The organism is Collinsella vaginalis (assembly GCF_900176655.1).
Lineage (GTDB): Bacteria > Actinomycetota > Coriobacteriia > Coriobacteriales > Coriobacteriaceae > Collinsella > Collinsella vaginalis.
On record NZ_LT838843.1, the window covers coordinates 868,741 to 892,400 of the forward strand.

At 65.0% G+C, this 23,660-nt stretch carries 27 protein-coding genes and 1 pseudogene; 22 read left to right on the forward strand and 6 right to left on the reverse strand.

Annotation, left to right across the window (positions count from 1 at the left end):
* Positions 1 to 12 precede the first annotated feature (12 nt).
* From rpsS to rplX, 8 genes are all read left to right on the forward strand, one after another.
* Entirely contained in the window at positions 13 to 273 is a 261-nt protein-coding gene (rpsS, locus tag CAP13_RS05725; protein ID WP_085830612.1) for a 30S ribosomal protein S19, read from the forward strand.
* Between the two features lie 14 nt (positions 274 to 287).
* Positions 288 to 659: a 50S ribosomal protein L22 gene (rplV, locus tag CAP13_RS05730; protein WP_085830613.1), complete on the forward strand. Its 372-nt coding sequence runs from the start codon at positions 288 to 290 to the stop codon at positions 657 to 659.
* 7 nt (positions 660 to 666) lie between these two features.
* Entirely contained in the window at positions 667 to 1,377 is a 711-nt protein-coding gene (gene rpsC, locus CAP13_RS05735) for a 30S ribosomal protein S3 (RefSeq protein WP_085830614.1), read from the forward strand.
* On the forward strand, positions 1,377 to 1,808 hold the full coding sequence (gene rplP, locus CAP13_RS05740; RefSeq protein ID WP_085830615.1) for a 50S ribosomal protein L16: 432 nt from the start codon (positions 1,377 to 1,379) through the stop codon (positions 1,806 to 1,808). The genes rpsC and rplP overlap by 1 nt, the downstream gene beginning before the upstream one ends.
* Positions 1,809 to 2,024 carry a 50S ribosomal protein L29 gene (gene rpmC / locus CAP13_RS05745; protein ID WP_085830616.1) on the forward strand — a complete coding sequence of 72 codons (216 nt, stop codon included), beginning with the start codon at positions 1,809 to 1,811 and terminating at the stop codon, positions 2,022 to 2,024.
* A gap of 18 nt (positions 2,025 to 2,042) precedes the next feature.
* Positions 2,043 to 2,309 carry a 30S ribosomal protein S17 gene (gene rpsQ / locus CAP13_RS05750; protein ID WP_085830617.1) on the forward strand — a complete coding sequence of 89 codons (267 nt, stop codon included), beginning with the start codon at positions 2,043 to 2,045 and terminating at the stop codon, positions 2,307 to 2,309.
* A 105-nt stretch (positions 2,310 to 2,414) separates the two neighbouring features.
* Positions 2,415 to 2,783: a 50S ribosomal protein L14 gene (gene rplN / locus CAP13_RS05755; RefSeq protein WP_085830618.1), complete on the forward strand. Its 369-nt coding sequence runs from the start codon at positions 2,415 to 2,417 to the stop codon at positions 2,781 to 2,783.
* Between the two features lie 16 nt (positions 2,784 to 2,799).
* Complete coding sequence (gene rplX / locus CAP13_RS05760; protein ID WP_085830619.1) at positions 2,800 to 3,111, forward strand: 50S ribosomal protein L24; 312 nt, start codon at positions 2,800 to 2,802, stop codon at positions 3,109 to 3,111.
* Positions 3,112 to 3,375: 264 nt separating this feature from the next.
* Here the strand turns inward: rplX and CAP13_RS05765 are convergent, their stop codons facing one another.
* Positions 3,376 to 4,368 carry a Gfo/Idh/MocA family protein gene (locus tag CAP13_RS05765; RefSeq protein WP_085830620.1) on the reverse strand — a complete coding sequence of 331 codons (993 nt, stop codon included), beginning with the start codon at positions 4,366 to 4,368 and terminating at the stop codon, positions 3,376 to 3,378.
* Positions 4,369 to 4,486: 118 nt separating this feature from the next.
* Positions 4,487 to 4,681, reverse strand: coding sequence for a hypothetical protein (locus CAP13_RS09695; protein WP_143764898.1), 195 nt, complete (start codon positions 4,679 to 4,681; stop codon positions 4,487 to 4,489).
* A 273-nt stretch (positions 4,682 to 4,954) separates the two neighbouring features.
* Between CAP13_RS09695 and CAP13_RS05770 the strand changes: the two genes are divergently transcribed.
* On the forward strand, positions 4,955 to 6,325 hold the full coding sequence (locus CAP13_RS05770) for an MFS transporter (RefSeq protein WP_085830621.1): 1,371 nt from the start codon (positions 4,955 to 4,957) through the stop codon (positions 6,323 to 6,325).
* A gap of 438 nt (positions 6,326 to 6,763) precedes the next feature.
* Here the strand turns inward: CAP13_RS05770 and CAP13_RS05775 are convergent, their stop codons facing one another.
* The gene (locus CAP13_RS05775) at positions 6,764 to 7,762 is read right to left on the reverse strand and encodes a 2-keto-3-deoxygluconate permease (protein ID WP_085830622.1); all 999 of its coding nucleotides are present in this window, start codon (positions 7,760 to 7,762) and stop codon (positions 6,764 to 6,766) included.
* A 271-nt stretch (positions 7,763 to 8,033) separates the two neighbouring features.
* On the opposite strand from CAP13_RS05775, the gene CAP13_RS05780 reads away from it, so the two are divergent.
* The 3 genes from CAP13_RS05780 to groL all read left to right on the forward strand — a co-directional run bounded on the left by CAP13_RS05780 (position 8,034) and on the right by groL (position 11,928).
* Complete coding sequence (locus tag CAP13_RS05780; RefSeq protein ID WP_085830623.1) at positions 8,034 to 9,686, forward strand: amidohydrolase; 1,653 nt, start codon at positions 8,034 to 8,036, stop codon at positions 9,684 to 9,686.
* 271 nt (positions 9,687 to 9,957) lie between these two features.
* Complete coding sequence (gene groES, locus CAP13_RS05785; protein ID WP_085830624.1) at positions 9,958 to 10,245, forward strand: co-chaperone GroES; 288 nt, start codon at positions 9,958 to 9,960, stop codon at positions 10,243 to 10,245.
* A 45-nt stretch (positions 10,246 to 10,290) separates the two neighbouring features.
* Complete coding sequence (gene groL, locus CAP13_RS05790; RefSeq protein ID WP_085830625.1) at positions 10,291 to 11,928, forward strand: chaperonin GroEL; 1,638 nt, start codon at positions 10,291 to 10,293, stop codon at positions 11,926 to 11,928.
* 166 nt (positions 11,929 to 12,094) lie between these two features.
* Here the strand turns inward: groL and CAP13_RS05795 are convergent, their stop codons facing one another.
* Both CAP13_RS05795 and CAP13_RS05800 read right to left on the reverse strand, forming a co-directional pair.
* Positions 12,095 to 12,790, reverse strand: a complete 696-nt coding sequence (locus CAP13_RS05795) for a threonine aldolase family protein (protein WP_281248985.1) — start codon at positions 12,788 to 12,790, stop codon at positions 12,095 to 12,097.
* Positions 12,791 to 13,236: 446 nt separating this feature from the next.
* The gene (locus tag CAP13_RS05800) at positions 13,237 to 14,046 is read right to left on the reverse strand and encodes a mechanosensitive ion channel family protein (protein ID WP_085830626.1); all 810 of its coding nucleotides are present in this window, start codon (positions 14,044 to 14,046) and stop codon (positions 13,237 to 13,239) included.
* A gap of 301 nt (positions 14,047 to 14,347) precedes the next feature.
* Here CAP13_RS05800 and CAP13_RS05805 point away from each other — a divergent pair, with 301 nt between their 5' ends.
* The 7 genes from CAP13_RS05805 (at position 14,348) to CAP13_RS05835 (ending at position 20,292) form a co-directional block, all read left to right on the forward strand.
* Positions 14,348 to 14,767 carry a YbaN family protein gene (locus tag CAP13_RS05805; RefSeq protein ID WP_085830627.1) on the forward strand — a complete coding sequence of 140 codons (420 nt, stop codon included), beginning with the start codon at positions 14,348 to 14,350 and terminating at the stop codon, positions 14,765 to 14,767.
* Positions 14,768 to 15,010: 243 nt separating this feature from the next.
* Complete coding sequence (locus CAP13_RS05810) at positions 15,011 to 16,006, forward strand: ABC transporter substrate-binding protein (RefSeq protein ID WP_085830771.1); 996 nt, start codon at positions 15,011 to 15,013, stop codon at positions 16,004 to 16,006.
* A gap of 83 nt (positions 16,007 to 16,089) precedes the next feature.
* Positions 16,090 to 17,082 (forward strand): ABC transporter substrate-binding protein, encoded by a 993-nt coding sequence (locus CAP13_RS05815; RefSeq protein ID WP_085830628.1) that lies wholly within the window; start codon positions 16,090 to 16,092, stop codon positions 17,080 to 17,082.
* An 89-nt stretch (positions 17,083 to 17,171) separates the two neighbouring features.
* Positions 17,172 to 18,098, forward strand: a complete 927-nt coding sequence (locus tag CAP13_RS05820; RefSeq protein WP_085830629.1) for an ABC transporter permease — start codon at positions 17,172 to 17,174, stop codon at positions 18,096 to 18,098.
* Complete coding sequence (locus CAP13_RS05825) at positions 18,091 to 18,885, forward strand: ABC transporter ATP-binding protein (RefSeq protein WP_085830630.1); 795 nt, start codon at positions 18,091 to 18,093, stop codon at positions 18,883 to 18,885. The genes CAP13_RS05820 and CAP13_RS05825 overlap by 8 nt, the downstream gene beginning before the upstream one ends.
* Before the next feature lie 81 nt (positions 18,886 to 18,966).
* The gene (locus CAP13_RS05830; protein WP_085830631.1) at positions 18,967 to 19,743 is read left to right on the forward strand and encodes a class I SAM-dependent methyltransferase; all 777 of its coding nucleotides are present in this window, start codon (positions 18,967 to 18,969) and stop codon (positions 19,741 to 19,743) included.
* 129 nt (positions 19,744 to 19,872) lie between these two features.
* Positions 19,873 to 20,292 (forward strand): peptide deformylase, encoded by a 420-nt coding sequence (locus CAP13_RS05835; protein WP_085830632.1) that lies wholly within the window; start codon positions 19,873 to 19,875, stop codon positions 20,290 to 20,292.
* A gap of 165 nt (positions 20,293 to 20,457) precedes the next feature.
* On the opposite strand, the gene CAP13_RS05840 is transcribed toward CAP13_RS05835, so the two are convergent.
* Complete coding sequence (locus tag CAP13_RS05840; protein WP_085830633.1) at positions 20,458 to 20,823, reverse strand: phage holin family protein; 366 nt, start codon at positions 20,821 to 20,823, stop codon at positions 20,458 to 20,460.
* A gap of 99 nt (positions 20,824 to 20,922) precedes the next feature.
* On the opposite strand from CAP13_RS05840, the gene CAP13_RS05845 reads away from it, so the two are divergent.
* From CAP13_RS05845 to CAP13_RS09925, 3 genes and pseudogenes are all read left to right on the forward strand, one after another.
* Positions 20,923 to 21,984, forward strand: a complete 1,062-nt coding sequence (locus CAP13_RS05845) for an FAD:protein FMN transferase (protein WP_085830634.1) — start codon at positions 20,923 to 20,925, stop codon at positions 21,982 to 21,984.
* 156 nt (positions 21,985 to 22,140) lie between these two features.
* Positions 22,141 to 22,440, forward strand: coding sequence for a YerC/YecD family TrpR-related protein (locus CAP13_RS05850; protein WP_085830635.1), 300 nt, complete (start codon positions 22,141 to 22,143; stop codon positions 22,438 to 22,440).
* Positions 22,441 to 22,578: 138 nt separating this feature from the next.
* A pseudogene (locus CAP13_RS09925) lies at positions 22,579 to 23,660 on the forward strand (PD-(D/E)XK nuclease family protein); the annotation flags it as partial.

Below are 23,660 nucleotides of genomic sequence, written 5' to 3' on the forward strand. Positions count from 1 at the left end.
GAGTAAGCACAAATGAGCAGAAGTCTCAAAAAGGGCCCGTTTGTAGAGACGCGCCTCCTCTCGCGTATCACCGCGATGAACGAGGCGGGCAAAAAGGACGTCGTGAAGACCTGGTCGCGCGCCAGCACCATCTTCCCCGAGATGGTCGGCCACACCATCGCCGTGCACGACGGCCGCAAGCACGTGCCCGTGTACATCACCGAGTCCATGGTTGGTCATAAGCTGGGCGAGTTCGCGCCGACTCGCACGTTCCGTGGCCACAAGGCCAAGTAGGGGGTTTCTCGTAAATGGCAACTCAGTCAACTGACACCCAGACCCGCGAGGTGCGCGCCACGGCCAAGTACGTGCGCGTGTCCCCCGGCAAGGCTCGCCTGGTCGTCGACCTCGTCCGCGGTAAGTCCGTGGCCGCTGCTTTCGACATCCTTCACTTCAGCGAGCGCAACGTGGCCGTGGACGTGGAGAAGGTCCTCCGTTCCGCCGTGGCCAACGCCGAGAACAACAACGGCATGCGCGCCGATGACCTCTTCATCAAGTACGCGTATGTGGACGAGGGTCCGACGCTCAAGCGTATCCGCCCCCGCGCCAAGGGCTCCGCTTCCCGCATTCTGAAGCGCACGAGCCACATCACGATCATCGTCGCTCCCCGAAAGGAGGCGTAAGCGAAGCATGGGTCAGAAAGTCTACCCCACCGGTTTCCGCCTTGGCATCACTGAGGACTGGCGCTCCCGCTGGTTCGCTGAGAAGGATTACGCCAAGACGCTTGGCAACGACATCGAGATCCGCTCCTTCCTGAAGAAGCGCCTCGCCCGCGCCGCCGTCTCCCGCATCGAGATCGAGCGTGCCGGCGACAAGGTCAAGGTCATCATCCTGACCGCCCGCCCCGGCATCGTGATCGGCAAGAAGGGCGCTGAGATCGATCAGCTCCGCACGGAGCTCGAGCGTGTCGCCGGCGTCACCCGCGGCAACCTCTCCGTCGACGTCATCGAGATCAAGCGTCCCGAGCTCGACGCCGAGCTTGTAGCCCAGTCCATCGCCGAGCAGCTCGAGGGCCGCGTGGCCTTCCGCCGCGCCATGCGCAAGGCCGTGCAGTCCGCGCGCAAGGCGGGCGCCAAGGGCATCCGTATCCAGTGCTCCGGTCGTCTCGGCGGCGCCGAGATGGGCCGCCGCGAGTGGTACCGCGAGGGTCGCGTGCCTCTGCACACGCTCCGCGCCAAGATCGATTACGGCACCGCCACCGCCCGCACCACGATGGGCGCCTGCGGCGTGAAGGTCTGGATCTACGTGGGCGAGAAGCTCCCCGGCCAGGACCTGCCGAACCCGGCGCTCGAGGGCCCCAGCCGTCCGCGTCGCCGCAATTCTGAGAGGAGGGGTCGCTAGTGCTTGCCCCCAAGCGTGTCCTGCACCGCAAGGTGCAGCGTGGCTCCATGAAGGGTACGGCCAAGGGCCACACCGAGCTCCACTTCGGTGAGTTCGGTCTCCAGGCGCTCGACCGCCACTGGATCACCAACCGTCAGATCGAGGCCGCGCGTATCGCCATGACCCGTTACATGAAGCGTGGCGGCCGCGTGTTCATCACGATCTTCCCGGATAAGCCGATCACCAAGAAGCCCGCGGAGACCCGCATGGGCTCCGGTAAGGGCAACCCCGAGGAGTGGGTGGCCGTCGTCAAGCCGGGCCGCATCATGTTCGAGATCTCGGGCGTGTCCGAGGAGATCGCGCGTGAGGCCCTGCGTCTGGCCCAGCATAAGCTGCCCATCAAGACCAAGATCGTGTCCCGCGCCGCGAGCGATTCCGGGGAGGATAAGTAAATGAAGCCCGCAGAGATTCGTGAGCTGTCGGATGAGGCCCTGGCTGAGAAGCTGAAGGAGGGTCGCGCCGAGCTCTTTAACCTTCGTTTCCAGATGGCCACGAGCCAGCTGGACAACACCGCCCGCGTCAAGACCGTGAAGAAGGACATCGCTCGTGTCCTCACGGAGCAGCGCGCCCGTCAGATCGCAGCAGCCAACGCCGCTGCGGCCGAGTAGAACAGTCAGGAGTGAAACATGGCTGAAGCAACTGAGCGCAACGCGCGCAAGGTCCGCCAGGGCGTCGTGGTCTCCATCGCCGGCAACAAGTCCATTGTTGTCGAAATCACGGAGCGCAAGCGTCACCCCAAGTACGGCAAGATGGTGAAAAGCTCCAAGAAGCTTCACGTGCACGACGAGGAGAACACGGCCGGTCTTGGCGATACCGTCAAGGTCATGGAGTGCCGCCCCATGTCTGCAACCAAGCGTTGGCGCCTGACCGACATCGTCGAGCGCGCCAAGTAAGCTCTGGCGACTGTACACTCCGGTGACGTGCGTCCGGTCGGGCGCAGCCCGCGCCTCGTATGGCCGGCGCACCTCTCATCGGTCTTCTAGTTCGGAGGAACTACCATGATTCAAATGCAAACCATGCTGAACGTCGCCGACAACTCCGGCGCGCGCAAGGTTCGCTGCATCAAGGTGCTTGGTGGCTCCAAGCGCCGTTACGCGGGGATCGGCGATGTCATCATCGCCGCCGTGCAGGAGGCAACGCCGGGCGCCAACGTCAAGAAGAAGGACGTTGTCCGCTGCGTCGTCGTCCGCACGGTCAAGGAGGTCCGTCGTCGCGACGGCTCCTACATCCGCTTCGATGACAACGCCGCCGTCGTGATCAACAACGACGGTGCTCCCGTCGGCACCCGTATCTTCGGGCCCGTCGCTCGTGAGCTGCGCGACAAGAAGTACATGAAGATCGTCTCGCTCGCACCCGAGACCCTCTAAGTAAGGGAGAGACCATATGTCTATGTCCATCAAGAAGGGCGACAAGGTCGAGGTGCTCTCCGGCAAGGATCGCGGCAAGCAGGGCACCGTCCTGCGCGCGCTCCCTGCGGAGGGTAAGGTCGTTGTCGAGGGCGTGGCCGTCGTGAAGAAGGCCGTCAAGCCCAACCAGCAGAACCAGCAGGGCGGGATCGTCTCGCAGGAGGCTGCCATCGACGCGTCCAATGTGAACCTCGTCTGCCCCGAGTGCGGTCAGCGCACCCGCGTGGGCCACGAGAAGGACGGCAAGAACAAGCTGCGCGTCTGCAAGAAGTGCGGCCACAAGTTCTAAGCCAGGGAGTCTAGAACTCGCGTACCGGGACCCCCGGGGCACCCTTCAGGTGTGTTCGGCGCTGCGCGCCTCAGAACACCTTCAGGGTGCCCCGGGGGTCCCTTCCGTTTACGGCTCCCACGTGGCGTGGAGAGTGGAAATATGTCAGGTGTGCTTGGCGCTTTGCGCCTTGCACACCTGTTTAGACTATTTAACCCTTTTCATACTCCCTGGTAGAGGAGGGGGGGGGTGCAGTCGAGAGATTCAAAGGTCTTGGGCTGCCGGTTAGTGTGTCATCATGCTGTCAGCGGGGAAGACGATCCCGGCGGCTTTGCGCATGGTGTGCAGGGTGCGCGAGATGTCAAGGCTCCGTTCGAGTTCTTCGTAGCAGGAGCTCGTGTCGTCCTCGTCCCACTGGCGCTTGAAGTCTTTGAACTCCTGGAGGAAGCGGGAGGGCGCATCGGCTCCGAGCTGCAGAGCCTCGCCCCCGTGCATGTGCACGGTGAAGTGACCGCAGTCGTTGGGCGGGAGTTCGCTTTTCAAGTAGCCGCGGGTCCCTTGCACGGAGAGCCCCGAGGCACCGTCGCAGTCCTTCGCGCAGACGATGCTCGCTTGGAAGCTGCCGTAGTTGAGATGCATGATCCCGCTCGTGTCGATTCCACGGGTGATGTTCGGCGCGTAGTGGGCGCGATCCGGTGTGCCGAACAACCCCATGACCATGCTCAGCCCGTAGATCCCCAGATCCATTAAGGCCCCGCCGGCGCAGACAGGGTCAAAGGCGGGCAGAACCGTGCCCTCCCGGAAGGCATCAAAGCGGCTGGAGTATTGGCTGTAGCTCGCGGTGACGATGCGTATGTCGCCAAGGTTTTTGAGCTGCTCGCGCATGAGGTGGAAGCTCGGCTGGTGGAGCGGGACGATGGCCTCCCAGAGGAAGAGGTTCTTATCACGGGCGATGGAGGCGAGCGCCACCGCCTCCTCATAGGCGCTCGTCAGGGGCTTCTCGCAGATCACGGAAACGCCGGCTTCAAGGGCAAGGCGGGCCATCTCGGCGTGCAGATGGTTAGGAACGGCGACGTAGACGGCGTCGACCTCGGCGGCATTCAAGAGATCATGGGCGTCGGTGTACGTGTGCTCGATGCCGTGCGTGGCGGCGAGCTCCCGGGTCCGGGCGGCGCTGCGGGGTGTGCCGGCAATCGCCGTGACCTCAATGCCCGCGGCTTGGATATCAGGGAGAGTCGCGCGTACGATCCCGCCCGCGCCGATGATGCCGAGTTTCATTGTTCCTCCCGGGTTGCGATCATGCCTGCTCCCGTCAGTGTACGCCTACGGATTGCCGTCAGATCACGTGGTCGTCGTTACGTGAATGCGGGATAATGCGGCCAAAGGGGCACTCGGCTCATGGGTTTAGACCGGCATCCGTTTCGCCTTGCAGTTGTTCCATCGCTATGCTGCAGATGAGGCCATTAAAGTTGAAAACTTCCAGAAGTGCGGCAGTAAATGGGATCACGTTGAGTAGCGGACTGATTTGATCGATAAAACCGCAGGTAAGTTTTGACCCAATTTGCAGGCTATCTAAAAGTTCGCGATTCACTGCCGCACTTCTGAAAGTTTTAAAATGAGTCAGGGGAAGATGATCCAAGAGTAAAGAGGATATATACGAAAAAAATCAGATCTATGGATACCGACCACAGACAGCTCGAAATGCGCGGTGACCGGGTGCACTCGGCGTCGAACACGGCATCACACACGGCAAATTTGAGCGTCTGCTTCCGATTGCACGGGGTACAAAGCACAGGTGAAGAACGCCCTTGACGCAGGGTCGAAACCATACGACAATGCCTTCCTCCGTTTGAAAGGAATCCATATGACCGAGCCCGCTTCGCATCATGCGGAGGAGCCCTTGGCCTCAGCTGTCAACGTATCCGAAATGCAGGGAACCTCATCTGAGGAATCCCAAGCCGACCAACCCGCCGCATCGCACCAGGACGGCCCCATCTCAAGTACCCCGCGTGACTCCTCATGGAGGCGCACCTTCTACACCGTCATGGCGGGGCAGGGTATTTCGCTCATCGGCAGTTCCGCCGTGCAATTTGCCCTGATCTGGCACTTGACCGTCACCACGGGCTCCGCCTCCACGCTGGGACTCGCGGGGATGGTGGGGTTCCTGCCCCAAGCCCTGCTCTCGCCGATTGCGGGCATCGTGGCCGATCGCTACAACCGAAAGATCATCTGCATACTCTCCGACCTCGCGGTGGGCATCCTCGCCGTGGTGCTCGCGATCATCATGGGTGTCGCCGGCACCTCAACCGAGGTGATCATCGCCGTCCTCGCCTTGCGATCGGCTCTCGGTGCCTTCCAAGGTCCGGCCATGCAGGCGATGACCCCGCAATACGTTCCCGCCGACGAGCTTGTCCGCGCGGGCGGCATCAGCCAGATGATCATGTCGGCATCGTTCCTGCTGGGCCCCGTTGCAGGTGCGGCCCTCTACGGCGCGCTCCCACTGAACGTGGTGCTTGCAACCGATCTGGTCGGCGCCCTTGCCGCCTCGGGGGCGCTTCTCCTTGTATCCATCCCCTCCCATCGCGCGAAGGCCAGCGCGGAGATGCCACGACCCCAGAACCCTCTCCTGGAGCTCAAGGAGGGCCTTGCCGTGTATTGGGAGGATCCCTCCCTGTCGGTCGTTGCTGCCGCGTTCATCTTGTTCTCGATCCTCTTCATGCCCCTGTCCTCGTACTATCCGCTCATGACGGGCGCCCATTTTGACCTGGGGAGCGCGGAGGCCGGCATCGTCGAGATGTCGTGGGCTGCCGGCATGTTCATTGCCGGAGGTGTGATCAGCCAGATCAGGATCAAGCGCGAGGTTCGCTTCGCCTTGTTCTCGCTCGTCGTGCTCGGAGCGGTGACAGCGGCCAGCGGTCTGCTGCCGCCGACGTACACCGGCTGGCTCGTGTTCGTCGCGCTCTGCGCCGTCATGGGGGCGGCGGGTAACGGGTTCAACACGCCGCTCATGGCCTATCTGCAGCGTACGATCGATCCCATGAAGATGGGTCGCGCTTTCTCGGCCTTCCAGATGATCAGCACGGTGACCATGCCGCTGGGTCTGCTTATAGCCTCGCCGATTGCGGAGGAACTGGGCGTTGACGCCTGGTTCCTCATCGCCGGGGCTGCGATCGCCCTCGTGGGGGCCGGTGCGTTCGTCGCTGAGTCGGCCGTGGCCCGAAAGGCGGTAGCCTGATCGAGGGCCGTCTCGCGCACCGGGACTGCCTACTGACCGTGCGAGCGCGTACAGCACGGCTGGCCATCAGTCGCTGAGATGTCCTGCCGTCCTGACCGTCGCAATAGGAATTCGCTCTTGTTTCAATGCGCGGTTGGTTAGCCGATTTGCGTTTTCTAGAGCAATGCATAGATTGGCCGTCAAAAACGGGGCGTTGTGAGTGGTTTCACTCGCAACGCCCCGTTTTGCAGGCTATCTACCTGGTGAAACTTAAACCATATTCGCACCTACAACGATACGCCTATGCAGAACTCAAAGAAATGCAATTTCGTGCGCCAAGCCGCATGGCGTACCGGGCCGCGCGCCGTGCCGTGCCACATGTTGCGCCGGTCTATGTGGCGGACCGAACGGAAAGCCGCTAGTCAGCTACGGGATCCGCCCCTGGCCTCGCATCCCAGACTACGCCGCATCCTCCTTGCAGAACCGCTTGCTGTACCAGCCGGTTACGATGGGCGCCAGCAGCGCGGTCACGATAACCGCCGTGGCGATCTGGGCGTAGGCCATGGGCGCGATGGCGGCGTATTGAGGGGCTACCTCCACCAGGGCCGCAGGCGTGGTCATCGCCGTTCCTGCCACGGTTGAGCAGGCGATGGCCGCCGTACCACGTCCGCCGCAGAGCCGCTCGAACAGGCAGGTCACGCTGCCCACGCCAAACAGCGCCACCAGGCCGAGCAGGATGCCAGAGAGCCCGCCCGCGATGAAACTCGCGAGACTCATCGAGCAGCCGAGCTGGAAGCCCACGAGCGCGATGGCGGGGTTCGCACCGGGCGTGAGGAGCTTGCGCACGAAGGGAAAGCAGTTGCCGAGCACGATGCCGATGGCGAGCGGCAGGACCGATCCGATGACGGTCCCAACGGGGATGCTCGCCAGGCCCGACACGCCGAGGATCACCATCGTGATCGTAGGCCCGGCGGTCAGGAACAGGATTCCGACGGCGCCTTGTTCGGCCTCGTTGCCGTACTCGCCCATGATGCCCGTGTAGAGCGCCATGTTGCAAAATGAGATGCCGCCGATGATGGCGACCGACGAGAGGCCCAGGAAGTTGTCGTCGAAGAAGTAGGCGACCGCGAGGCCGAGGGCCGCGGCGAGGGCGAGCTTGGGGATGAGCACGACGATGCCCGTCTTGATGGCGCCCGGCGTGGCCTTGAATGAGATACCGGCTCCCACGAAGAGCAGGATGGCGGCAACCACGGCGTTGGCGCCGCCGCGCGTCGCCGCGGTGAAGAAGCCGCCGATCTCCAGGATCTGGGGGCAGAAGGTGTTGAGGAGGAGGCCGACGATCATCGGGTAGATCATGATGTCACCCGGCAGGCGCGGGACCTTGAAACCCGTTTTCGCGGGTGTCGGGCCTGTTCCTGCGGCGGCTGCCTCACTGGCGGTGGTGCTCGTGTCTGCCATGGTTCCCCCTTGATCGTGCGTCTCGGTGACGTGCCTGAGCGGCGCGCGAAGTCCCGCCATGCTATCAGAAGGGCGGAGCTTGATGGACAAATTTGCCTTTGTAGTGTCCGTTTATGTCCGGCTGGTTTCGCGCGACCGGACCGCCCGCTCATGGCATGGGGGCTCTCGAGTCGGTATGCGGTTCGCCGACGGCCGGAGGTCGCCCTGCCGCCGGTCCGCGTCGACCTCGTTGCGCTAAGATGGCGCCAGCCATTCCAGGAAAGGCGGCCCCATGACCATCCCCGCAGACCTCGTCGTCCGGTCCACGCGCGTCTTCACCTCGGCGCCGGGGGAGCGACGCCCCCGCGAGCTCGCCTTCGCGATCGTGGGAGGCCGCATCGCCCTGCTCGGTCGCCCTGATGACGTCGTGGCCGCGGTCCCCTCGTCAACCCGCGTCCTCGACCTCGGCGACGCCTTCGTCTGTCCCGGATTCCATGACGCCCACCTGCATTTCTTTCATACCGCGGTGGGGGAGTCTCCGTACATGCTCATGGCCCGCGGTGAATCCGAGGCCGACCTTGTGGAGCGCACGCGAGCGTTCGCGGAGGGTCTCCCCGCCGACGCCTGGGTCATCACGCAGGGCTGGCGCGACTACCTGTGGGATCCGCCGGTCCCGCCCACCAAGGCGAGCATCGATGAGGCCTTCCCCGACCGCCCCTGCGCCATGTACTCCGGTGACGGCCACACCCTCTGGCTCAACAGCCGCGCCCTCGAGCTCTTGGGTATCGCACGCGACAGCGTGCCGCCGGTGGGCGGCAGCTACGATCGCGATGTGTCTGGGGAGCTCACAGGCATCGTTCGCGAGGCGGCGGCTATGGAGCTCCTCCCACGGGTCCTCGGTTGGCTTTCGCCCGAGCGCATCCAAGGAGCCTACGCAGACCAGATGGGGCGCATGGCCGAGCAGGGCATTACGAGCATCTGCGACATGTCGCTCATGCCGAATCCCGGCTGCGACTTCATCTTCGACGATGTGTACGAGTCCCTGGCCGCACGGGGAAGGATGACGCTGCGGGCCCACCTTTTCCCGACGCTCCTGGATGACCAGTCGCGTCTGGAGGACATGCAGCGCCGGTACGCAGATCCCGCGGCCTTTGGCGGGCTCCTGCGCGCACCCGGCTTCAAGCAGTTCTTCGACGGGGTGTCCAGCCAGCATACGGCCGCTCTCACTGAACCCTACGCCAACCCGCGCTTCCCCGGCGATCGCGGGCGTTTCACGGTCGATCCCGAGCGCATGCGCGCCCTTGTGCTCGCTGCAGCTGAGCGCGGCCATGCGGTGCGTATCCACACCATCGGCGACGCCGCGATCAGCCGGGCGATCGATATCTTCAGCGAGGCCCAGGAGCGCTTCGGGGCTCCAGCTCAGGGGCGCAACACCCTGGAGCACCTTGAGAATCTCCTGCCGGGGGATATCGAACGGCTCCGCGCGGCGGGCGTGCTCGCCAGCTCTCAGCCATGCCACATCACCCTCGATCCAGGTGGCCCCGAGCGCGATCTCGGAGCCGAACGCGCACAGATCATGTGGCCCTTTGCAAGCTACCTTGCCGCCGGCGTTGACCAGGCGTTTGGGACCGATTCTCCCATCACGCCGGTGACCAGCATGAACGTGCTCTACACGGCGGTCACGCGTCAAGACCCCTTCACCCATGAGCCGGCTGGCGGCTGGCTGCCGAGCGAGCGGATCGGCATGGCGGATGCCCTGCGTGCCTATACGGTGGGGAGCGCGGCGGCTGCGGGCCGCGAGGCGGAGCTCGGGCGGATAGCCCCGGGCTACCTGGCCGACTTCACGGTGCTCGACCGCGATCTGCTCGGGGTCGCACCTGACGTGGCCCAGGGCACCCAGGTCCTTGCCACCTATCTCGGAGGGGCTTGCGTCTACGAGCGCTAACGACAGCCTTGTCTCGCCATGCGGGGTCCCTGTGCGCCAGCGCATCGCATGCGGTCGCGGGGTTGCTTGGCCTAGGACGGGACCGCGTTGACCGGCCGGTCTTTCGATGCCGTACCTGCGGAGCTGCCGGGCAGAAAATCTAAGCGTCCATTTATAAGATTTTTTGATACGGAGTTGTATAACTTCGGCGTGGTGGGTACCATTCTCTCCGTACGTAAAAGCTTGATAGGAGCGGGCGTGGACCCGTCCATCAACAAAGGAGGAATCCACCATGAGTCTCAAGCCTCTCGCAGATCGCGTCCTGGTCAAGCCGGATGCGGCCGAGCAGAAAACCGCCTCGGGCCTCTACATCGCCAGCAACGCGCAGGAGAAGCCACAGCGCGGCACCGTCGTCGCGGTGGGCGAGGGCAAGCGCGCCGACAACGGCGAGCGCATCCCCGTCGATGTCAAGGCCGGGGATGTCGTCATCTACGGCAAGTTCGGTGGCAACGAGGTCAAGGTCGACGGTGAGGATTACCTCCTGATGCGCGCCGACGACATCTACGCCGTCGTCGAGTAACCGCAACGGTTCCACACGTAATACCTACCTGGAGGATTGAACATTATGGCTAAGGACATCACCTTCAACACCGACGCCCGCGCGAAGCTCGCCAAGGGCGTCAACACCCTCGCCGACGCGGTCACCGTGACGATGGGCCCCAAGGGCCGCTACGTGGCCCTGCAGCGCTCCTTCGGCGCCCCCACCATCACCAACGACGGCGTCTCCGTCGCCAAGGAGATCGAGCTCGAGGACAACATCGAGAACATGGGTGCCCAGCTGGTCAAGGAGGTCGCCACCAAGACCAACGACACCGTGGGTGACGGCACCACCACCGCGACCCTGCTCGCCCAGGCCATCGTGAACGACGGCCTGCGCAACGTGGCCGCCGGCGCCAACCCGCTCGCCATCCGCCGCGGCATCGACAAGGCCGTCAACGCCGCCGTCGACGCCATGAAGTCCGTCGCGCGCCCCGTTGAGACCAAGGAGCAGATCGCGTCGGTCGGCACCATCTCCGCCGGCGACCCCGAGGTCGGCGCCAAGATCGCCGAGGCCATGGATGTCGTCGGCAAGGACGGCGTCATCACCGTCGAGGACGGCCAGACCTTCGATATCCAGATCGACACCGTCGAGGGCATGCAGTTCGACAAGGGCTACGTCTCCGCCTACTTCGTCACGGACAACGACCGCATGGAGGCCGTGATGAAGGACCCCTACATCCTCATCACCGACCAGAAGATCTCCAACGTGCAGGACATCATGCCCGTGCTCGAGGCCGTTTCCCGCGCCGGCAAGGGCCTGCTCATCATCGCCGAGGACATCGACGGCGAGGCCCTGCCGACCCTCGTGCTGAACAAGATTCGCGGCGCCCTCAACGTCTGCGCCGTGAAGGCCCCCGGCTACGGTGACCGCCGCAAGCGCATGCTCGAGGACATCGCCGTCCTCACCGGCGGCCAGGCCGCTCTGGACGAGCTCGGCATCAAGGTCGCCGATATCACGGCTGAGATGCTCGGCACGGCCAAGTCCGTGACCGTCACCAAGGACAACACCACCATCGTCGACGGCGCCGGTGAGAAGAGCGCCATCGCCGACCGCGTTGCCGCCATCAAGGCTGAGATCGAGCACACCGACTCCGACTTCGATCGCGAGAAGCTCCAGGAGCGCCTGGCCAAGCTCTCCGGCGGCGTCGCCGTCATCAAGGTGGGCGCTGCCACCGAGACCGAGCTCAAGGAGATCAAGCACCGCGTTGAGGACGCTCTGCAGGCGACCCGCGCGGCCGTCGAGGAGGGCATCGTCGCCGGCGGCGGCGTGGCCTTCATGGACGCTGAGAGCGCGCTCGGCAACATCGAGGTCGCAGACCCCGAGGAGCAGATCGGTATCGACATCGTCAAGAAGGCGTTGACCGCCCCGGTGGCCACCATCGCCAAGAACGCCGGGTTCGAGGGCGCCGTCGTCGTCGACAAGGTCCGCGATCTCGAGGCTGGCCACGGTCTGAACTCCGCCAACGGCGAGTGGGGCGACATGATCGAGATGGGCGTGCTCGACCCGGTGAAGGTCACCCGCACCACGCTTCAGAACGCCGCCTCCGTGGCGAGCCTGATCCTCATCACTGAGGCCACGGTCACCGATATCCCCAAGAACACCCAGCTTGAGGATGCCATCGCTGCCGCAACCGCCGGCCAGCAGGGTGGCGGTATGTACTAAGGCGTAAGGCATTACGACCGTTCACGGGAGGGCCCGGGCCGGTCTCGCGGATGTCGCGGCGTGATTCGCCGCCGCACATCCGTGGGCCTGCCCGGGCCCTTTTTTGGACTGCAGGTACCCCAGATCGATAGCCGGGCCACGGCCAGCGGAGCTGTGCCCATCAGGCTCAACCCCGGAAGTCCAACTCCTGGATCAACGACAGCAATGCGTCCACTTCCTCGCGGCGGGTGGCCCAGCTCGTTGCGAAGCGGATCGCCGTGTGGTTCTCGTCGGTCTTCTCCCAGAACCCGTAGTCCACGCGCTCGTTGAGTCTGTCAAGCAGCGCGTCGGGCACGTTGGCGAACACCTGGTTCGTTGGTGACGTGACCGACAGCTCGGCCCCACGCTGCAGGAGCGCATCCGTGATCTCTCCAGCGAAGCGCACGGCATTGCGGCCTATGCGCCCATAAAGTCCGTTTTCGAAGAGAGCTTCGAACTGCACGCCGAGCACCCGCCCTTTGGCGAGCAGGGCGCCATGCTGCTTGATCTGCGTGAAGAAATGGGGGATGGTCTGCGGATCAGGCACCACGACGGCCTCTCCGAGCAGCGCCCCGCATTTGGTCCCGCCGATGTAGAACACGTTGCAGAGCCGCGCCAGGTCTTCGAGGGTCACGTCGTTTTCTGGTGAGGCGAGGGCGTAGGCGAGGCGCGCCCCGTCCACAAACAGCGTCATGTCGTGCGCGTGCGCGGCATGCGAGATGGCCGTAAGCTCATCGCGGCTGTAGAGGGTGCCGTACTCGGTGGGCTGGGAGAGGTATACCATTCCCGGCATGACCATGTGGTCGCGGTTCGCGTCCTGCTCCCATGCGCGTGCGACCTCCAATACTTATTATTTTGGTTCACCATTTTGATGGTCCGTGCTCGGCTAGTAGAAAATGTCAGATCTGCGTCATCGGAAGCTTCTCACCAGGTTCGGTGGTTCCTAATGCTCAGGTTTTATTTAATATATTTTTATATTTGCAATCTTACTTCCTGACAACCTCGGAGTTTCGTGGCGGAAGGACGTGGCAAAGCCTGAATATCCTTTGTATATGACGCAGATCTGACATTTTCTACTAGCGTCGCCACGGAGGGCTTGCACGCCTCCGCGCAAGAGCCTGATCACGTTGGGAGAACAACGTGAAGCAAGGCTAAAGGCAACGTGATCGAGTTCCGCACCGCGCTTGGAGCGCCTCGCGAGATCTAAGGGCACCGCACGCTGCCGGGTCGTCCACGACACGCCACCCGCTCTTTGTGCGGCCCGCGACCGATCGCGCAACGAGCCAATACTCAGCTCACAAGGTCCGCCACGGCGCGCACCGTGGCGTCGGCTGCCGCCGAGGTCTTGCTATCGTCCCGGATGGCTAGGATGATCTTCCCCTCAATGCCAAACTCAGTGATCGCGGAGAAGATGACGCGCGGCCCGTCAACCACGGGAGACACCTTCGAGGCTCCGGCGCGCGCCGCGTTCACGATCAAGCGGGATAGCTCGTCGATCCCCTGAGGCGAATCCGCGCCAGAGCTCTCGCCGGCGATACCGGCCTCGGGCACCGACCGACTGACGGTGATGGGCACGACCACGCGGTTCGCCGGGAGCAGGTGCACGAGAGCCGTCGTCGAGATCTGCGAGTTGGGGACGATAACCGTCTGCCCCAGGCCGTCGCGGATCGTCGTGTGGCGCCAGGTCACGTCCTGGACCACGCCGGTCTTGGATCCCACTTCGATGTGGTCATCCGGCTTCACGATACCGGTGAACGTGATCATGAGGCCGCCGATCAGATTCGAGAGCGTGCTCTGAAAGCCCAACGAGATCGCGATGCCTCCAACGCCGAGGGCGGCGACCAGGCCATTCGCCTTGATGCCGAAGCAGACGTCGAGGATTAGACTGCCGCTCGCGACCCACAGAGCCACCCGGGCGACGTTGACGATGATCGTCGAGGACGGCAAGGGGTTGTTGTCTCGGTTCAGAAGATGCGTGAGGCCGTGCGTGACCAGGTGCGAGATGATAAAGGTTACAAGGACCAGGCCGATGGCGAGCAGGATGCTGCCGACCGGCTCCCGCTGTATGAGGGCGATGACGTCGCTGGCGATCGTTTCCATGGCGTCCTTTCGATGGGGTCCGTCCATCATACGTCCCAGAGGGCTGCGATCGCATCCATGATGCCTATGGAGCGATTGTGGATGCAGCATCTCCATTGGTTCGCAGTGCGCTCACCCCATACAGTTAGTACGTTGAAACGTGCACGGCGGACCGACCGCACGCCCGTGTTCCAAGCGGGTGCGTGATGGGCGGATCCGAGATCCGGATCGAAGCGAGATGATCCCTCTCGTGAAATGCCTGCCCCGGGTGTCCGGCGGCCGCTTCGCGGTGAATCCGCTGAACCTGACCTGAAGGAGGAGCATGCCTGATAGGGAGGTCGCACCTGGCCAGACGCCCCATCGCGGCGGCCCGCTGGCCCGCCGGCTTTGGGGTCTCGCCGGTCTCATCGCGTTCGGGCTCGGGGCCGCCGGTGCCGTCCTGCCGGTGCTCCCCACAACCCCGTTCATCCTGCTGGCCGCCTTCTGCTTCGCGCGCAGCTCGGAGCGGCTCGACACTTGGTTCCGCGGCACGCGCCTCTACGACCTCGTGTTTTCGAACTATATGGAGCGCCGTCCGATGTCGGTGGCCGAGAAGCTCAGGCTGATCGGGTCGGTGACGCTCCTGCTCGGTATCGGGTTCTACTTCGCCGGTTCCCTGTCGGTCCTGCGCGTGATCATCGCGGCGGTCTGGGTGGGGCATATCGTCCATTTCGGCTTCAGGGTGGAGACGAAGCGCCCCTAAGGGGCGAGGCGCTTTTTCGGGGCCGCCCCAGCCGGTCACGTGGGCACAAGGGCTGCGGGGCGCGCTGGCCGCTGCTCAGGTATATGGGGCTCCGCGCATCCGCTCGGGCAACGTAACCATCGCGTAACAGCGCGGAGCGTTTGACGGCCTCCGCCCACCTCCATCCGGACGCCGTTGTACACTTATCTCTTAACCTTGCATCATGCTGCGGAACTCATAGGGAAAGGGGTTCGAATGACAGATATGAGCACTGTCGTCATCTCGCGCCGCACAGCGGTTTCCGCCGCCCTCGCCGCGGTGGCCGGTCTCGGCCTCGCCGGCTGCGGTGGCACCCAGTCTGCCGGGTCCGACGGCGCCGGGTCCACCTTCAAGATCGGCGTCCTCCAGCTCGTCGAGCACGCGGCCCTCGACGCCTCGAACAAGGGCTTCGTCGCGGCCCTCGATGACGCCGGCCTGAGCTACACCATCGACCAGCAGAACGCCCAGGGCGACCAGACCGCCTGCCAGACCATCGCTGCCAAGCTCGTGGGCGATGGCGACGACCTCATCCTCGCCATCGGCACCCCAGCGGCCCAGGCTGTGGCGAGCGCCACGTCGGAGATCCCCGTCGTCGGCACGGCCATCACGGACTTCGCCGCGTCAGGGCTCGTCGAGGATAACGAGCACCCGGGTGGCAACGTGACCGGCAGCTCGGACCTCACCCCCGTGGCAGACCAGATCGACCTCCTCCATGAGATCCTGCCCGGCGCCAAGCAGGTGGGCCTGCTCTACTGCACGGCCGAGTCGAACTCCGTGATCCAGATCGAGCTCGCCGAGGAGGCCCTCGACAAGCTCGGTATCGGCCATGAGCGCTATTCCGTCTCAAGCTCGAACGAGATCCAGCAGGTCACTGAGTCCACGGTTGGCAAGGTCGACGCCATCTACGCGCCCACGGACAACACGATCGCCGCCGGTATGGCAACCGTCGCCATGGTGGCGCGGGAGAACAAGATCCCCACGGTCGTCGGCTGCGATACCATGGTTGAGGACGGGGGGCTCATCAGCTACTCGATCAACTACGAGGACCTCGGCCGCCGCGCCGGCGAGATGGCCGTCAAGATCCTGCAGGGTGAGGCGAAGCCGGCCGATCTCCCGATCGAGACCCTGAGCAGCAGCGAGTGCAAGCTCATCGTGAACGCCGACATGGCCGAGGCCTGCGGTGTCGACGTTTCAGGGCTGAAGGTCGACATCACCGTCTAGCACGGCTGAAACGGGGTTGCGCGCCCCAACTGATACGCACAGACGTAGCTGATCTGAGCTGCGGAAAGGAAAGGCAAGATCGCATGAACGACTTCATGATCTCGCGTCGGAGCGTCCTCGCGGCCGCCGGCACGGCGCTCGTGGCCGGCCTCGGGCTCAGCGCCTGCGGGACCTCGTCTTCGTCTGACGGCAGCGCCCCCACCGGGTTAACCTATCGGATCGGCGTTCTTCAGCTGACCGAGCACCCCGCGCTCGATGCCGCGAACAAGGGGTTCATCGCCGCCCTCGACGCCTCCGGCATCTCCTACGAGGCCGATCAGCAGAGCGCGCAGAACGATCAGTCCGCCTGCCAGACCATCGCGACCAAGTTCGTGAGCGATGGAAAGGACCTCATCTTCGCGATCGCGACCCCCACGGCCCAGGCGGTGGCTGGCGCGACCACCGACATCCCCGTCGTCGGCACGGCGATCACCGACTTTGTGGAGTCGGGCCTCGTGCGCGATGATGAGGAGCCGGGCACCAACGTCACCGGCACCTCCGACCTCACGCCCGTGGCCGAGCAGCTTGAGCTCATGCAGAAGGTCCTCCCCGAGGTGGAACGCGTGGGCATCCTGTTCAGCTCGGCTGAGGCGAACTCCGCGGTCCAGGTGAAGCTCGCCGAGACCGAGATCGCCAAGCTGGGTCTCACCTCCAAGCAGTACGGCGTATCGGGCTCCAACGAGATCCAGTCCATGGTCGAGACGGCGGTGGGGGAGGTCGACGCCATCTACGTGCCCACCGACAACACCATCGCCTCGAGCATGGCCCAGGTGGCGAGCATCGCGCTGGACGCCAAGATCCCTGTGATCTGCGGCGAGGAGGCCCAGGTTGAGGCCGGCGGCCTCCTCTCACTCTCCGTGAGCTACGAGGAACTCGGCCGCATGGCGGGCGAGATGGCCGTCAAGATTCTGAAGGGCGAGGCGAAACCGGCCGAGATGCCGATCGAGCATATGGCCGCCGAGGACCTCAAGCTCGTCACGAACGAGCAGACGGCCCAGGCGCTCGGTATCGACCTGTCGTCCGTCACCGCCAACTAACGAGAAACCGCGTCGCGCGCACGTCCGAACTGCCATATCGAGGCGGCATCCGGGCGTGCGCGCGGCTTGATGTGAAACGGGGGAAGCCCATGTTGCTCGCCTTGCAAGGTGCCGTGTCTCAGGGAGTTATCTGGGGCATCATGGTGCTTGGCGTCTACATCACCTTCAAGCTGCTCGACATCGCCGACCTGACGGTCGACGGCAGCTTCGCACTCGGCGGCTGCGTCTGCGCCGTCCTCGTGGTGGGCTACGGGGCGGACCCGCTCGTCGCGATCATCGCGGCCATGCTCGCCGGTGCTGTCGCCGGTGCCGTGACGGGCTTCCTGCACACGGTGTTCGAGATCCCGGCCATCCTCGCCGGTATCCTGACGCAGATCTCGCTGTGGTCCATCAACCTGCGTGTCATGGGCAAGTCCAACACGCCGATCCTCGCCAACGAGACCATCTTCAGCCGCCTGTCCGACCTCTCGGGTCTGCCCCAGAGCACAGTTGCCACGATCTGCGGCCTCGTGATCGCGGTCCTCATGATCGCGGCCCTGTATTGGTTCTTCGGCACCGAGCTCGGCAGCGCCCTGCGCGCCACCGGTGACAACGAGGATATGATCCGCGCCCTCGGCGTGAACACCAAGGTCACCAAGGTGGTCGCCCTCACGCTCTCCAACGCGCTCGTGGGCCTGTCGGGAGGCCTCATCACCGAGAGTCAGAAGTACGCCGATATCGGCATGGGCACCGGTGCCATCGTGATCGGCCTCGCCGCCATCGTGATCGGCGAAGTCCTCGCGCGTCTGCTGCCGGCCCGCTTCACGGCTGGGTTCGCAGCGCGCCTGACGGCCGCCGTGGTGGGGTCCGTCGTCTACTTCCTGATTCGCGCCATCGTGCTCCAGATGGGCATGGACGCCAACGACATGAAGCTCCTCTCGGCGATCATCGTCGCCCTCGCGCTGTGCGTGCCGGTGGTCTGGGAGAAGTACCGCCTGCGGGCGAGCTACACGAGAGGCGGTGAGGCAGATGCTTAAGCTGTCCCGGGTCAGGAAGACCTTCAACAAGGGGACTGTCACCGAGAAGCAGGCGCTCCGCGGCATCGACCTCGAGCTTGCCGACGGCGACTTCGTGACGGTGATCGGCGGAAACGGAGCGGGCAAGTCGACGCTGCTGAACATGATCGCGGGCGTGTACCCTGTTGACTCCGGTGTGATCGAGATCGCCGGCAAGGACGTGTCGCGCCTCTCCGAGCCGGCGCGTGCCAAGTACCTCGGCCGTGTGTTCCAGGACCCCATGCGCGGTACGGCCTCGGACATGTGGATCGAGGAGAACCTCGCCCTCGCCGCGCGGCGCGGCAAATCCCGCGGCCTCGCCTGGGGGATCTCGGCAAAGGAGCGCGCCGAGTTCCCCAGGCTGCTGGCGACCCTCGACCTCGGTCTCGAGACGCGCATGCGCACCAAGGTGGGCCTGCTCTCGGGCGGCCAGCGCCAGGCCCTGACCCTGCTCATGGCCACGCTCACCGACCCGCGCGTCCTGCTGCTTGATGAGCACACGGCGGCCCTCGACCCAAAGACGGCGGCCAAGGTGCTCGAGCTCACGGCGCAGATCGTGGAGGAGCGCCATCTCACCACGCTCATGATCACGCACAACATGAACGATGCGATCCGTCTCGGCAACCGCCTGATCATGATGCACGACGGCCAGGTGATCTTCGACGTGGCCGGCGAGGAGAAACGCGCCCTCACGGTGGCTGATCTGCTGCAGAAGTTCGGGCGTGCGGCCGGCGACGAATTCGCGAACGACCGGATGCTGCTGGGCTAGCCGGAGGCGCGCGGTGCTGACGGGCGCATCGCGGCCGTATGAGGTCGCAGCGGACTTGCGGCGATGCAGAGGGGAGAGGCGATGGCGGGGGTGACTGCGGCGGACGGCCGGCGGCTTGTGGTCGCCGCCGAGCCAGGCTTCGAGGAGGATGCCGCATCGCTCGCCGCCCATCTCAACGCCCCTCTGGCCTCGCGCCCTGCTGCCGCGAATGACCTTGTGATGTTCGCGGACTCGCGTGGTCTCGCGCTGGTGGCCGACGGCATGGAGCTCCGCCAGGACTTCTCGCGGCTCATTCCCCGCATCCGGCCCGATCGGCTCGGGCGTGAGCTCGTGGTGCGTGCGGTGCGCATCAAGGGCGGCCCCGTCCCGCTTCAGGTAGTCGACGCCACCGCCGGTTTGGGAGAGGATTCCTTTCTGTTGGCGGCTGCCGGTGCCGAGGTCCTGCTCTGCGAGAACAATCCGGTTATCTGCGTCCTGCTTGCGGACGCTCTCGCCCGTGCCGCGCATGATCCCGCGCTCGCCCCGATCGCCGCGCGCATGCGCGTTCGCGAGGGCGACGGGATCGCGACGTTGGCAGGACTCCCCTCCGCGCCCGATGTGGTCTATCTCGATCCCATGTTTCCCGAGCGCCGCAAGAGCGCGGCGGTGAAGAAGAAGTTCCAGCTCCTGCATCTGCTGGAGACACCCTGTGCGAATCCTGGGGAGCTGCTCACCGCGGCGGTTGCCGCTGGTCCGCGGAAGGTGGTCGTCAAACGGCCCCTTCACGGCCCCGATCTCGCCGGTCGGGCCCCGAGTCACCGTATCATGGGCAAGGCGGTGCGCTTCGACTGTCTCGTGCCGGCGGGGGAGAAGCGATAGCCAGGCGTGATGCGTGCCTGGGGGGGGCGATGAGCATCGCCGCGGTCGATTCCCATGGACGGTTGTGCCTGTCGTCCAAATCGCTGCGGTACAATAGCCGCCGATAAGACCGATTGAAGGGAACCGCCCATGATCAAAGAGCTCGTGCGCGACGAGGCGCTGCTCTCAACCCCCTGCGAGCCCGCGACCGCGGCTGATGCGGATACGGCCCAGGATCTGCTCGACACCCTGGCCTCGCTCGACGACGCGGGCTGCCTCGCCGCGAACCAGATCGGCGTGACCCGCGCGCTGTTCGCCATTGAAGGGGACGATGGGGTGCCGCAGGTCATGCTCAACCCGAAGCTCGTCTTTGGTCTCGGTCCCGAGCGCGTGCAGGAAGGCTGCATGACCCGTGATGAGGTGGCGACGGTCACGCGCCACATCAAGATCAAGGTTGATTACGATGTGATCAAAGATGGGGCCCTTGTGCACCGGCGCGGGGAGTTCGCCGGGTTCACAGCCCAGATGATTCAGCACATGATCGATCATTGCAAGGGGAAGCTCATCTAAGAGAGCGCCTTGTGGAGAACGGGCCCCGTCGGCTGCCATACGGCTGGCGGGGCCCGTTCCCTTTGCGCCCACGCGTGGGGGCGGTTCACGTCGTCGGGCCACCCCGTGCAGCACGATCCGGCGCTGCGGCGGAGCTGTCGCGCTTCCAGCACACGGGGAGCGGGGTCATGACTGCTCTGCGGCCCCACCCAGCAACGAGCTGATGATGCTCACGATGATGGCGCCGAAGAAGGCTGACCAGAACCCCGAGATGGAGATGCCCGCCCCCAGCAGGTTCACGGAGAGCCAGCTGGCGAGTTCGAGCATGAAGCTGTTGACCACGAGCTGGAAGATCCCCAAGGTGAGGATCGTCACCGGCAGCGAGATCAGGGTGATGAAAGGCTTCACCAGGGAGTTCACGACACCGAGGAAGAGCGCGACGAAGATGAAGGAGACCCAGGGGTCGGCCCCGTAAGGGTTGATACCAGGGACGAGGAAGGCCGCGACCGCGACGGCGATAGCGGTGAGCAGGGTGTTCAGGATGAAGCGCATGGGGGCTCCTCTCCACAGACGCGCTGGCGTTAGAATGACCGGTTGAGGGCATTATGCCCCATTTCGGTCGAGGACGCAGAATGCGAAGGGAGCGCGCGGATGCCGCAGGAGCAAAGCCCGTGTCTTGATCCGGATGCCGCGAGCCCTCATGCGGGACTGGCGGGATCACGTGAGCTCGCGATGTTCATTTTCAACACGGACGTGCGCCTGTATCTGTATCCGGACGGAAGGCGTTCCGACGCTGCCGCATGCGGTCCCGATGAGGCCCTGATTGCCTGTCGGGATCGGTGTCTCTTCTTCGAGCGAACCCTCTCAAGGACCCGGCCCGATTCCGATATCGCCCGCGCTCACGCGGCCGCGCCGGCCCCCGTTCCGGTGGCGCCTGAGACCGCCGAGCTCGTGTGCCTCGCCCTCGGATACGGGGAGCGGAGCGGCGGCCTCTTCGATATCACCATGGGGACCCTGACCTCGCTCTGGGATTTTCATGCGGGCATCATCCCGAGCAAGCTCGCCCTCGCCCGCGCCCTGCCGCACGTGGGGGCGGAGCGCATCGGGGTTGGGACCGCATCGGATGGGGTCCCGACCCTCTCGATCGCAGATCCGGCCACGGTCCTGGACCTCGGCGGCATCGCGAAAGGGTACATCGCCGACGACCTGGCTCGGCTCCTGCATGATCGGGGGCACAGCCGCTTCGTGCTGAACCTCGGGGGGAACGTGGTGGTGGCCGGCGGCCGGCCGGCGGATGGCGAGCGGGGGCCGCGCACGGTGTCCGGATCGCCCTGGCGCATCGGCATCGTGAACCCGCGCGACCCCGCGCACCACCGTGCCATCGTAGACATCGCGGATGGCTCGGTGGTCACGAGTGGTCTGCATGAGCGGCGGTTCACCCGCGGCGGAGTCACCTACCACCACATCCTCGATCCTGCGACGGGCATGCCGGCCGAGACGGACCTCGTGAGCGCCACCATCGTTGCCCGCCGCTCCCTCGACTGCGATGGCTACTCCACGACCGCGCTCATGATGGGCGCTGAGGCCGCGCTCCCGTTCATCGAGGGCATCGAAGGCGTTGAGGCCGTGCTCATCACCGCGCGCGACGAGGTGCTGTGGACGAGCGGCCTCGAAGGTTCGCTCTCCCTCATACCGACCCTTCCCACGCTCTGAGATACTGGCTTTCATCTGCTGAAACGTTCCATATGAAAATAGACGCTTTAGCGCGGTGGTGTGCTACACTCTGTTCCGTGCCAACGGGCTTGGTGACGCATCCGGGTTCCGTTCGCCGCCATTCGATGGGTCACAGGAGAACCGGGTGGTTGCCGTATGAATATTGAGACGATGTTCGAGCGCACCGATGTGGAGCAGCTCGTCGAGGCCTTCCTCACCATCTCTTCAAAGGAGGAGGCCCAGGCCTTCCTCACAGACCTGTGCACCCCGCGCGAGATCTGCGATTTCGCCCAGCGCCTGGAGGTGGCCCGCCTGCTCGATGAGGGGGAGCCCTATGTTGAGGTGCAAGCGCGCACCGGGGCCTCGTCCACCACGGTGAGCCGGGTGTCGAAGGCCTTGAACGGTGAGTGGGGCGGATACCGCAAGGTTCTGATCGACTTCGCGGAGCGCGCCTGACGCGCCGCCGACATGAGGCGGAAGGAGGCCCGTCCCTCGTAGGGGCGGGCCTTTTTAATGGTCTCGCCAGCACCGCGGAGGTTGTGTCCGCACGCCTGAGTAAGATAGGTTCCAAGAAGATGAGGGATGGAGGGCGCCGTGACCGCATACGTAGAACACGCAGATCCATGCGCCGGGCTCGGAGGGCGGGAGGCCGCCTTGATCGGTGCCGCGGTTCATGATGCCGGCCATGCCGTCCTCCTCGTCCCGTCATCCTCCGAGCGCGATGCCGCGCGCCGCTCCCTCGCCGAGGCGGGGGTCGGCACAGGGGCCTGGGTCGGCACCGTGGGCGCGTGGGTCGAGGAGCTCTGGGAGCTTCTGGGGGATGGACGGCGCATCGTCGCCCCGCTTGAGCGGCAGCTCCTGATGGCGCAGCTCATCGCCGACACCCCCGAGGAGGATCTGGCCCCGCTGCGCGGGAACCCCGGCACGGTGCGCCTCGCCGCCTCCATGGCGGCCGAGCTCCTGCCGTTCGTGTCGGTGGGAGACGGGGCGTCCGCGGCTGAGCGGGTCGTCCTCAGGCTGCTCGGCTCCTATGGCAGCGAGCTCAAAAAACGGGGGCTCGTCGAGCCGTCCACAGCGGCTTGCGCGCTTGCCCATCTCATCGGAGCCGCGCCCGTCCCCACGGCGGCCCGTAGGGTCTTCCTGCGCGATATCGACCGACTACCCGGCTACGCCTTGAGGCTCCTCGCAGCCTGTTCCCGTGCGGGCGAGGTGGTTTGGCTGCTCGATGCGGGGCGCGCCGGATCTTGGCCTGAGATCCAACGGGCGCTTGCTGCGGCGGGCGCAGCCTGCGCGCCTGTACCCGGACCGGTTGTCCCCCCTGCTGCTCCAGATGCGCCAAGCGCGTCCTTCCTGGAGATCGCGGGCCCCCACGCCCGGGATCGCGTGTATGCCGATGAGATCGAGCGCATGGTCGAGGCGGGGGCTCGTGATATCGTCGTGGTCGCTCCGGCGGCGTCTGCGCTCTTCTCCGCCTTGGCGCCCCGCCTTGCCGCCCGCAGCATCGCGGCCTCGGTCACCCGTCGCGAGCGCTTCGCCGAGACCGTCGCGGGGCAGCAGCTCACGGCCCTCTCCCATCTTGCGGAGACGATTCACGCCGTGTGCGAGGGGCGTGCGGAGGATACCGCGTGGTGGCCTGCACCTGAGGCGGTTGACTGGCTCTATAGCCCGCTTTCCGG

Excerpts from the sequence above, each read along its gene's own strand:
- CAP13_RS05840 (WP_085830633.1), bottom strand. The coding sequence starts at position 20,823 with ATGCGCTTCATCCTGAACACCCTGCTCACCGCTATCGCCGTCGCGGTC.
- CAP13_RS05805 (WP_085830627.1), top strand. The coding sequence starts at position 14,348 with ATGCCTGATAGGGAGGTCGCACCTGGCCAGACGCCCCATCGCGGCGGC.
- CAP13_RS05845 (WP_085830634.1), top strand. The coding sequence starts at position 20,923 with ATGCCGCAGGAGCAAAGCCCGTGTCTTGATCCGGATGCCGCGAGCCCT.
- CAP13_RS05830 (WP_085830631.1), top strand. The coding sequence starts at position 18,967 with ATGGCGGGGGTGACTGCGGCGGACGGCCGGCGGCTTGTGGTCGCCGCC.
- CAP13_RS05850 (WP_085830635.1), top strand. The coding sequence starts at position 22,141 with ATGAATATTGAGACGATGTTCGAGCGCACCGATGTGGAGCAGCTCGTC.
- rpsS (WP_085830612.1), top strand. The coding sequence starts at position 13 with ATGAGCAGAAGTCTCAAAAAGGGCCCGTTTGTAGAGACGCGCCTCCTC.
- rpsC (WP_085830614.1), top strand. The coding sequence starts at position 667 with ATGGGTCAGAAAGTCTACCCCACCGGTTTCCGCCTTGGCATCACTGAG.
- CAP13_RS05835 (WP_085830632.1), top strand. The coding sequence starts at position 19,873 with ATGATCAAAGAGCTCGTGCGCGACGAGGCGCTGCTCTCAACCCCCTGC.
- CAP13_RS05825 (WP_085830630.1), top strand. The coding sequence starts at position 18,091 with ATGCTTAAGCTGTCCCGGGTCAGGAAGACCTTCAACAAGGGGACTGTC.
- groES (WP_085830624.1), top strand. The coding sequence starts at position 9,958 with ATGAGTCTCAAGCCTCTCGCAGATCGCGTCCTGGTCAAGCCGGATGCG.
- CAP13_RS05770 (WP_085830621.1), top strand. The coding sequence starts at position 4,955 with ATGACCGAGCCCGCTTCGCATCATGCGGAGGAGCCCTTGGCCTCAGCT.
- rplN (WP_085830618.1), top strand. The coding sequence starts at position 2,415 with ATGATTCAAATGCAAACCATGCTGAACGTCGCCGACAACTCCGGCGCG.
- CAP13_RS05810 (WP_085830771.1), top strand. The coding sequence starts at position 15,011 with ATGAGCACTGTCGTCATCTCGCGCCGCACAGCGGTTTCCGCCGCCCTC.
- CAP13_RS05775 (WP_085830622.1), bottom strand. The coding sequence starts at position 7,762 with ATGGCAGACACGAGCACCACCGCCAGTGAGGCAGCCGCCGCAGGAACA.
- rpsQ (WP_085830617.1), top strand. The coding sequence starts at position 2,043 with ATGGCTGAAGCAACTGAGCGCAACGCGCGCAAGGTCCGCCAGGGCGTC.
- groL (WP_085830625.1), top strand. The coding sequence starts at position 10,291 with ATGGCTAAGGACATCACCTTCAACACCGACGCCCGCGCGAAGCTCGCC.
- rplV (WP_085830613.1), top strand. The coding sequence starts at position 288 with ATGGCAACTCAGTCAACTGACACCCAGACCCGCGAGGTGCGCGCCACG.
- CAP13_RS05815 (WP_085830628.1), top strand. The coding sequence starts at position 16,090 with ATGAACGACTTCATGATCTCGCGTCGGAGCGTCCTCGCGGCCGCCGGC.
- CAP13_RS05780 (WP_085830623.1), top strand. The coding sequence starts at position 8,034 with ATGACCATCCCCGCAGACCTCGTCGTCCGGTCCACGCGCGTCTTCACC.
- CAP13_RS05765 (WP_085830620.1), bottom strand. The coding sequence starts at position 4,368 with ATGAAACTCGGCATCATCGGCGCGGGCGGGATCGTACGCGCGACTCTC.
- CAP13_RS05820 (WP_085830629.1), top strand. The coding sequence starts at position 17,172 with ATGTTGCTCGCCTTGCAAGGTGCCGTGTCTCAGGGAGTTATCTGGGGC.
- rpmC (WP_085830616.1), top strand. The coding sequence starts at position 1,809 with ATGAAGCCCGCAGAGATTCGTGAGCTGTCGGATGAGGCCCTGGCTGAG.
- rplX (WP_085830619.1), top strand. The coding sequence starts at position 2,800 with ATGTCTATGTCCATCAAGAAGGGCGACAAGGTCGAGGTGCTCTCCGGC.
- CAP13_RS05800 (WP_085830626.1), bottom strand. The coding sequence starts at position 14,046 with ATGGAAACGATCGCCAGCGACGTCATCGCCCTCATACAGCGGGAGCCG.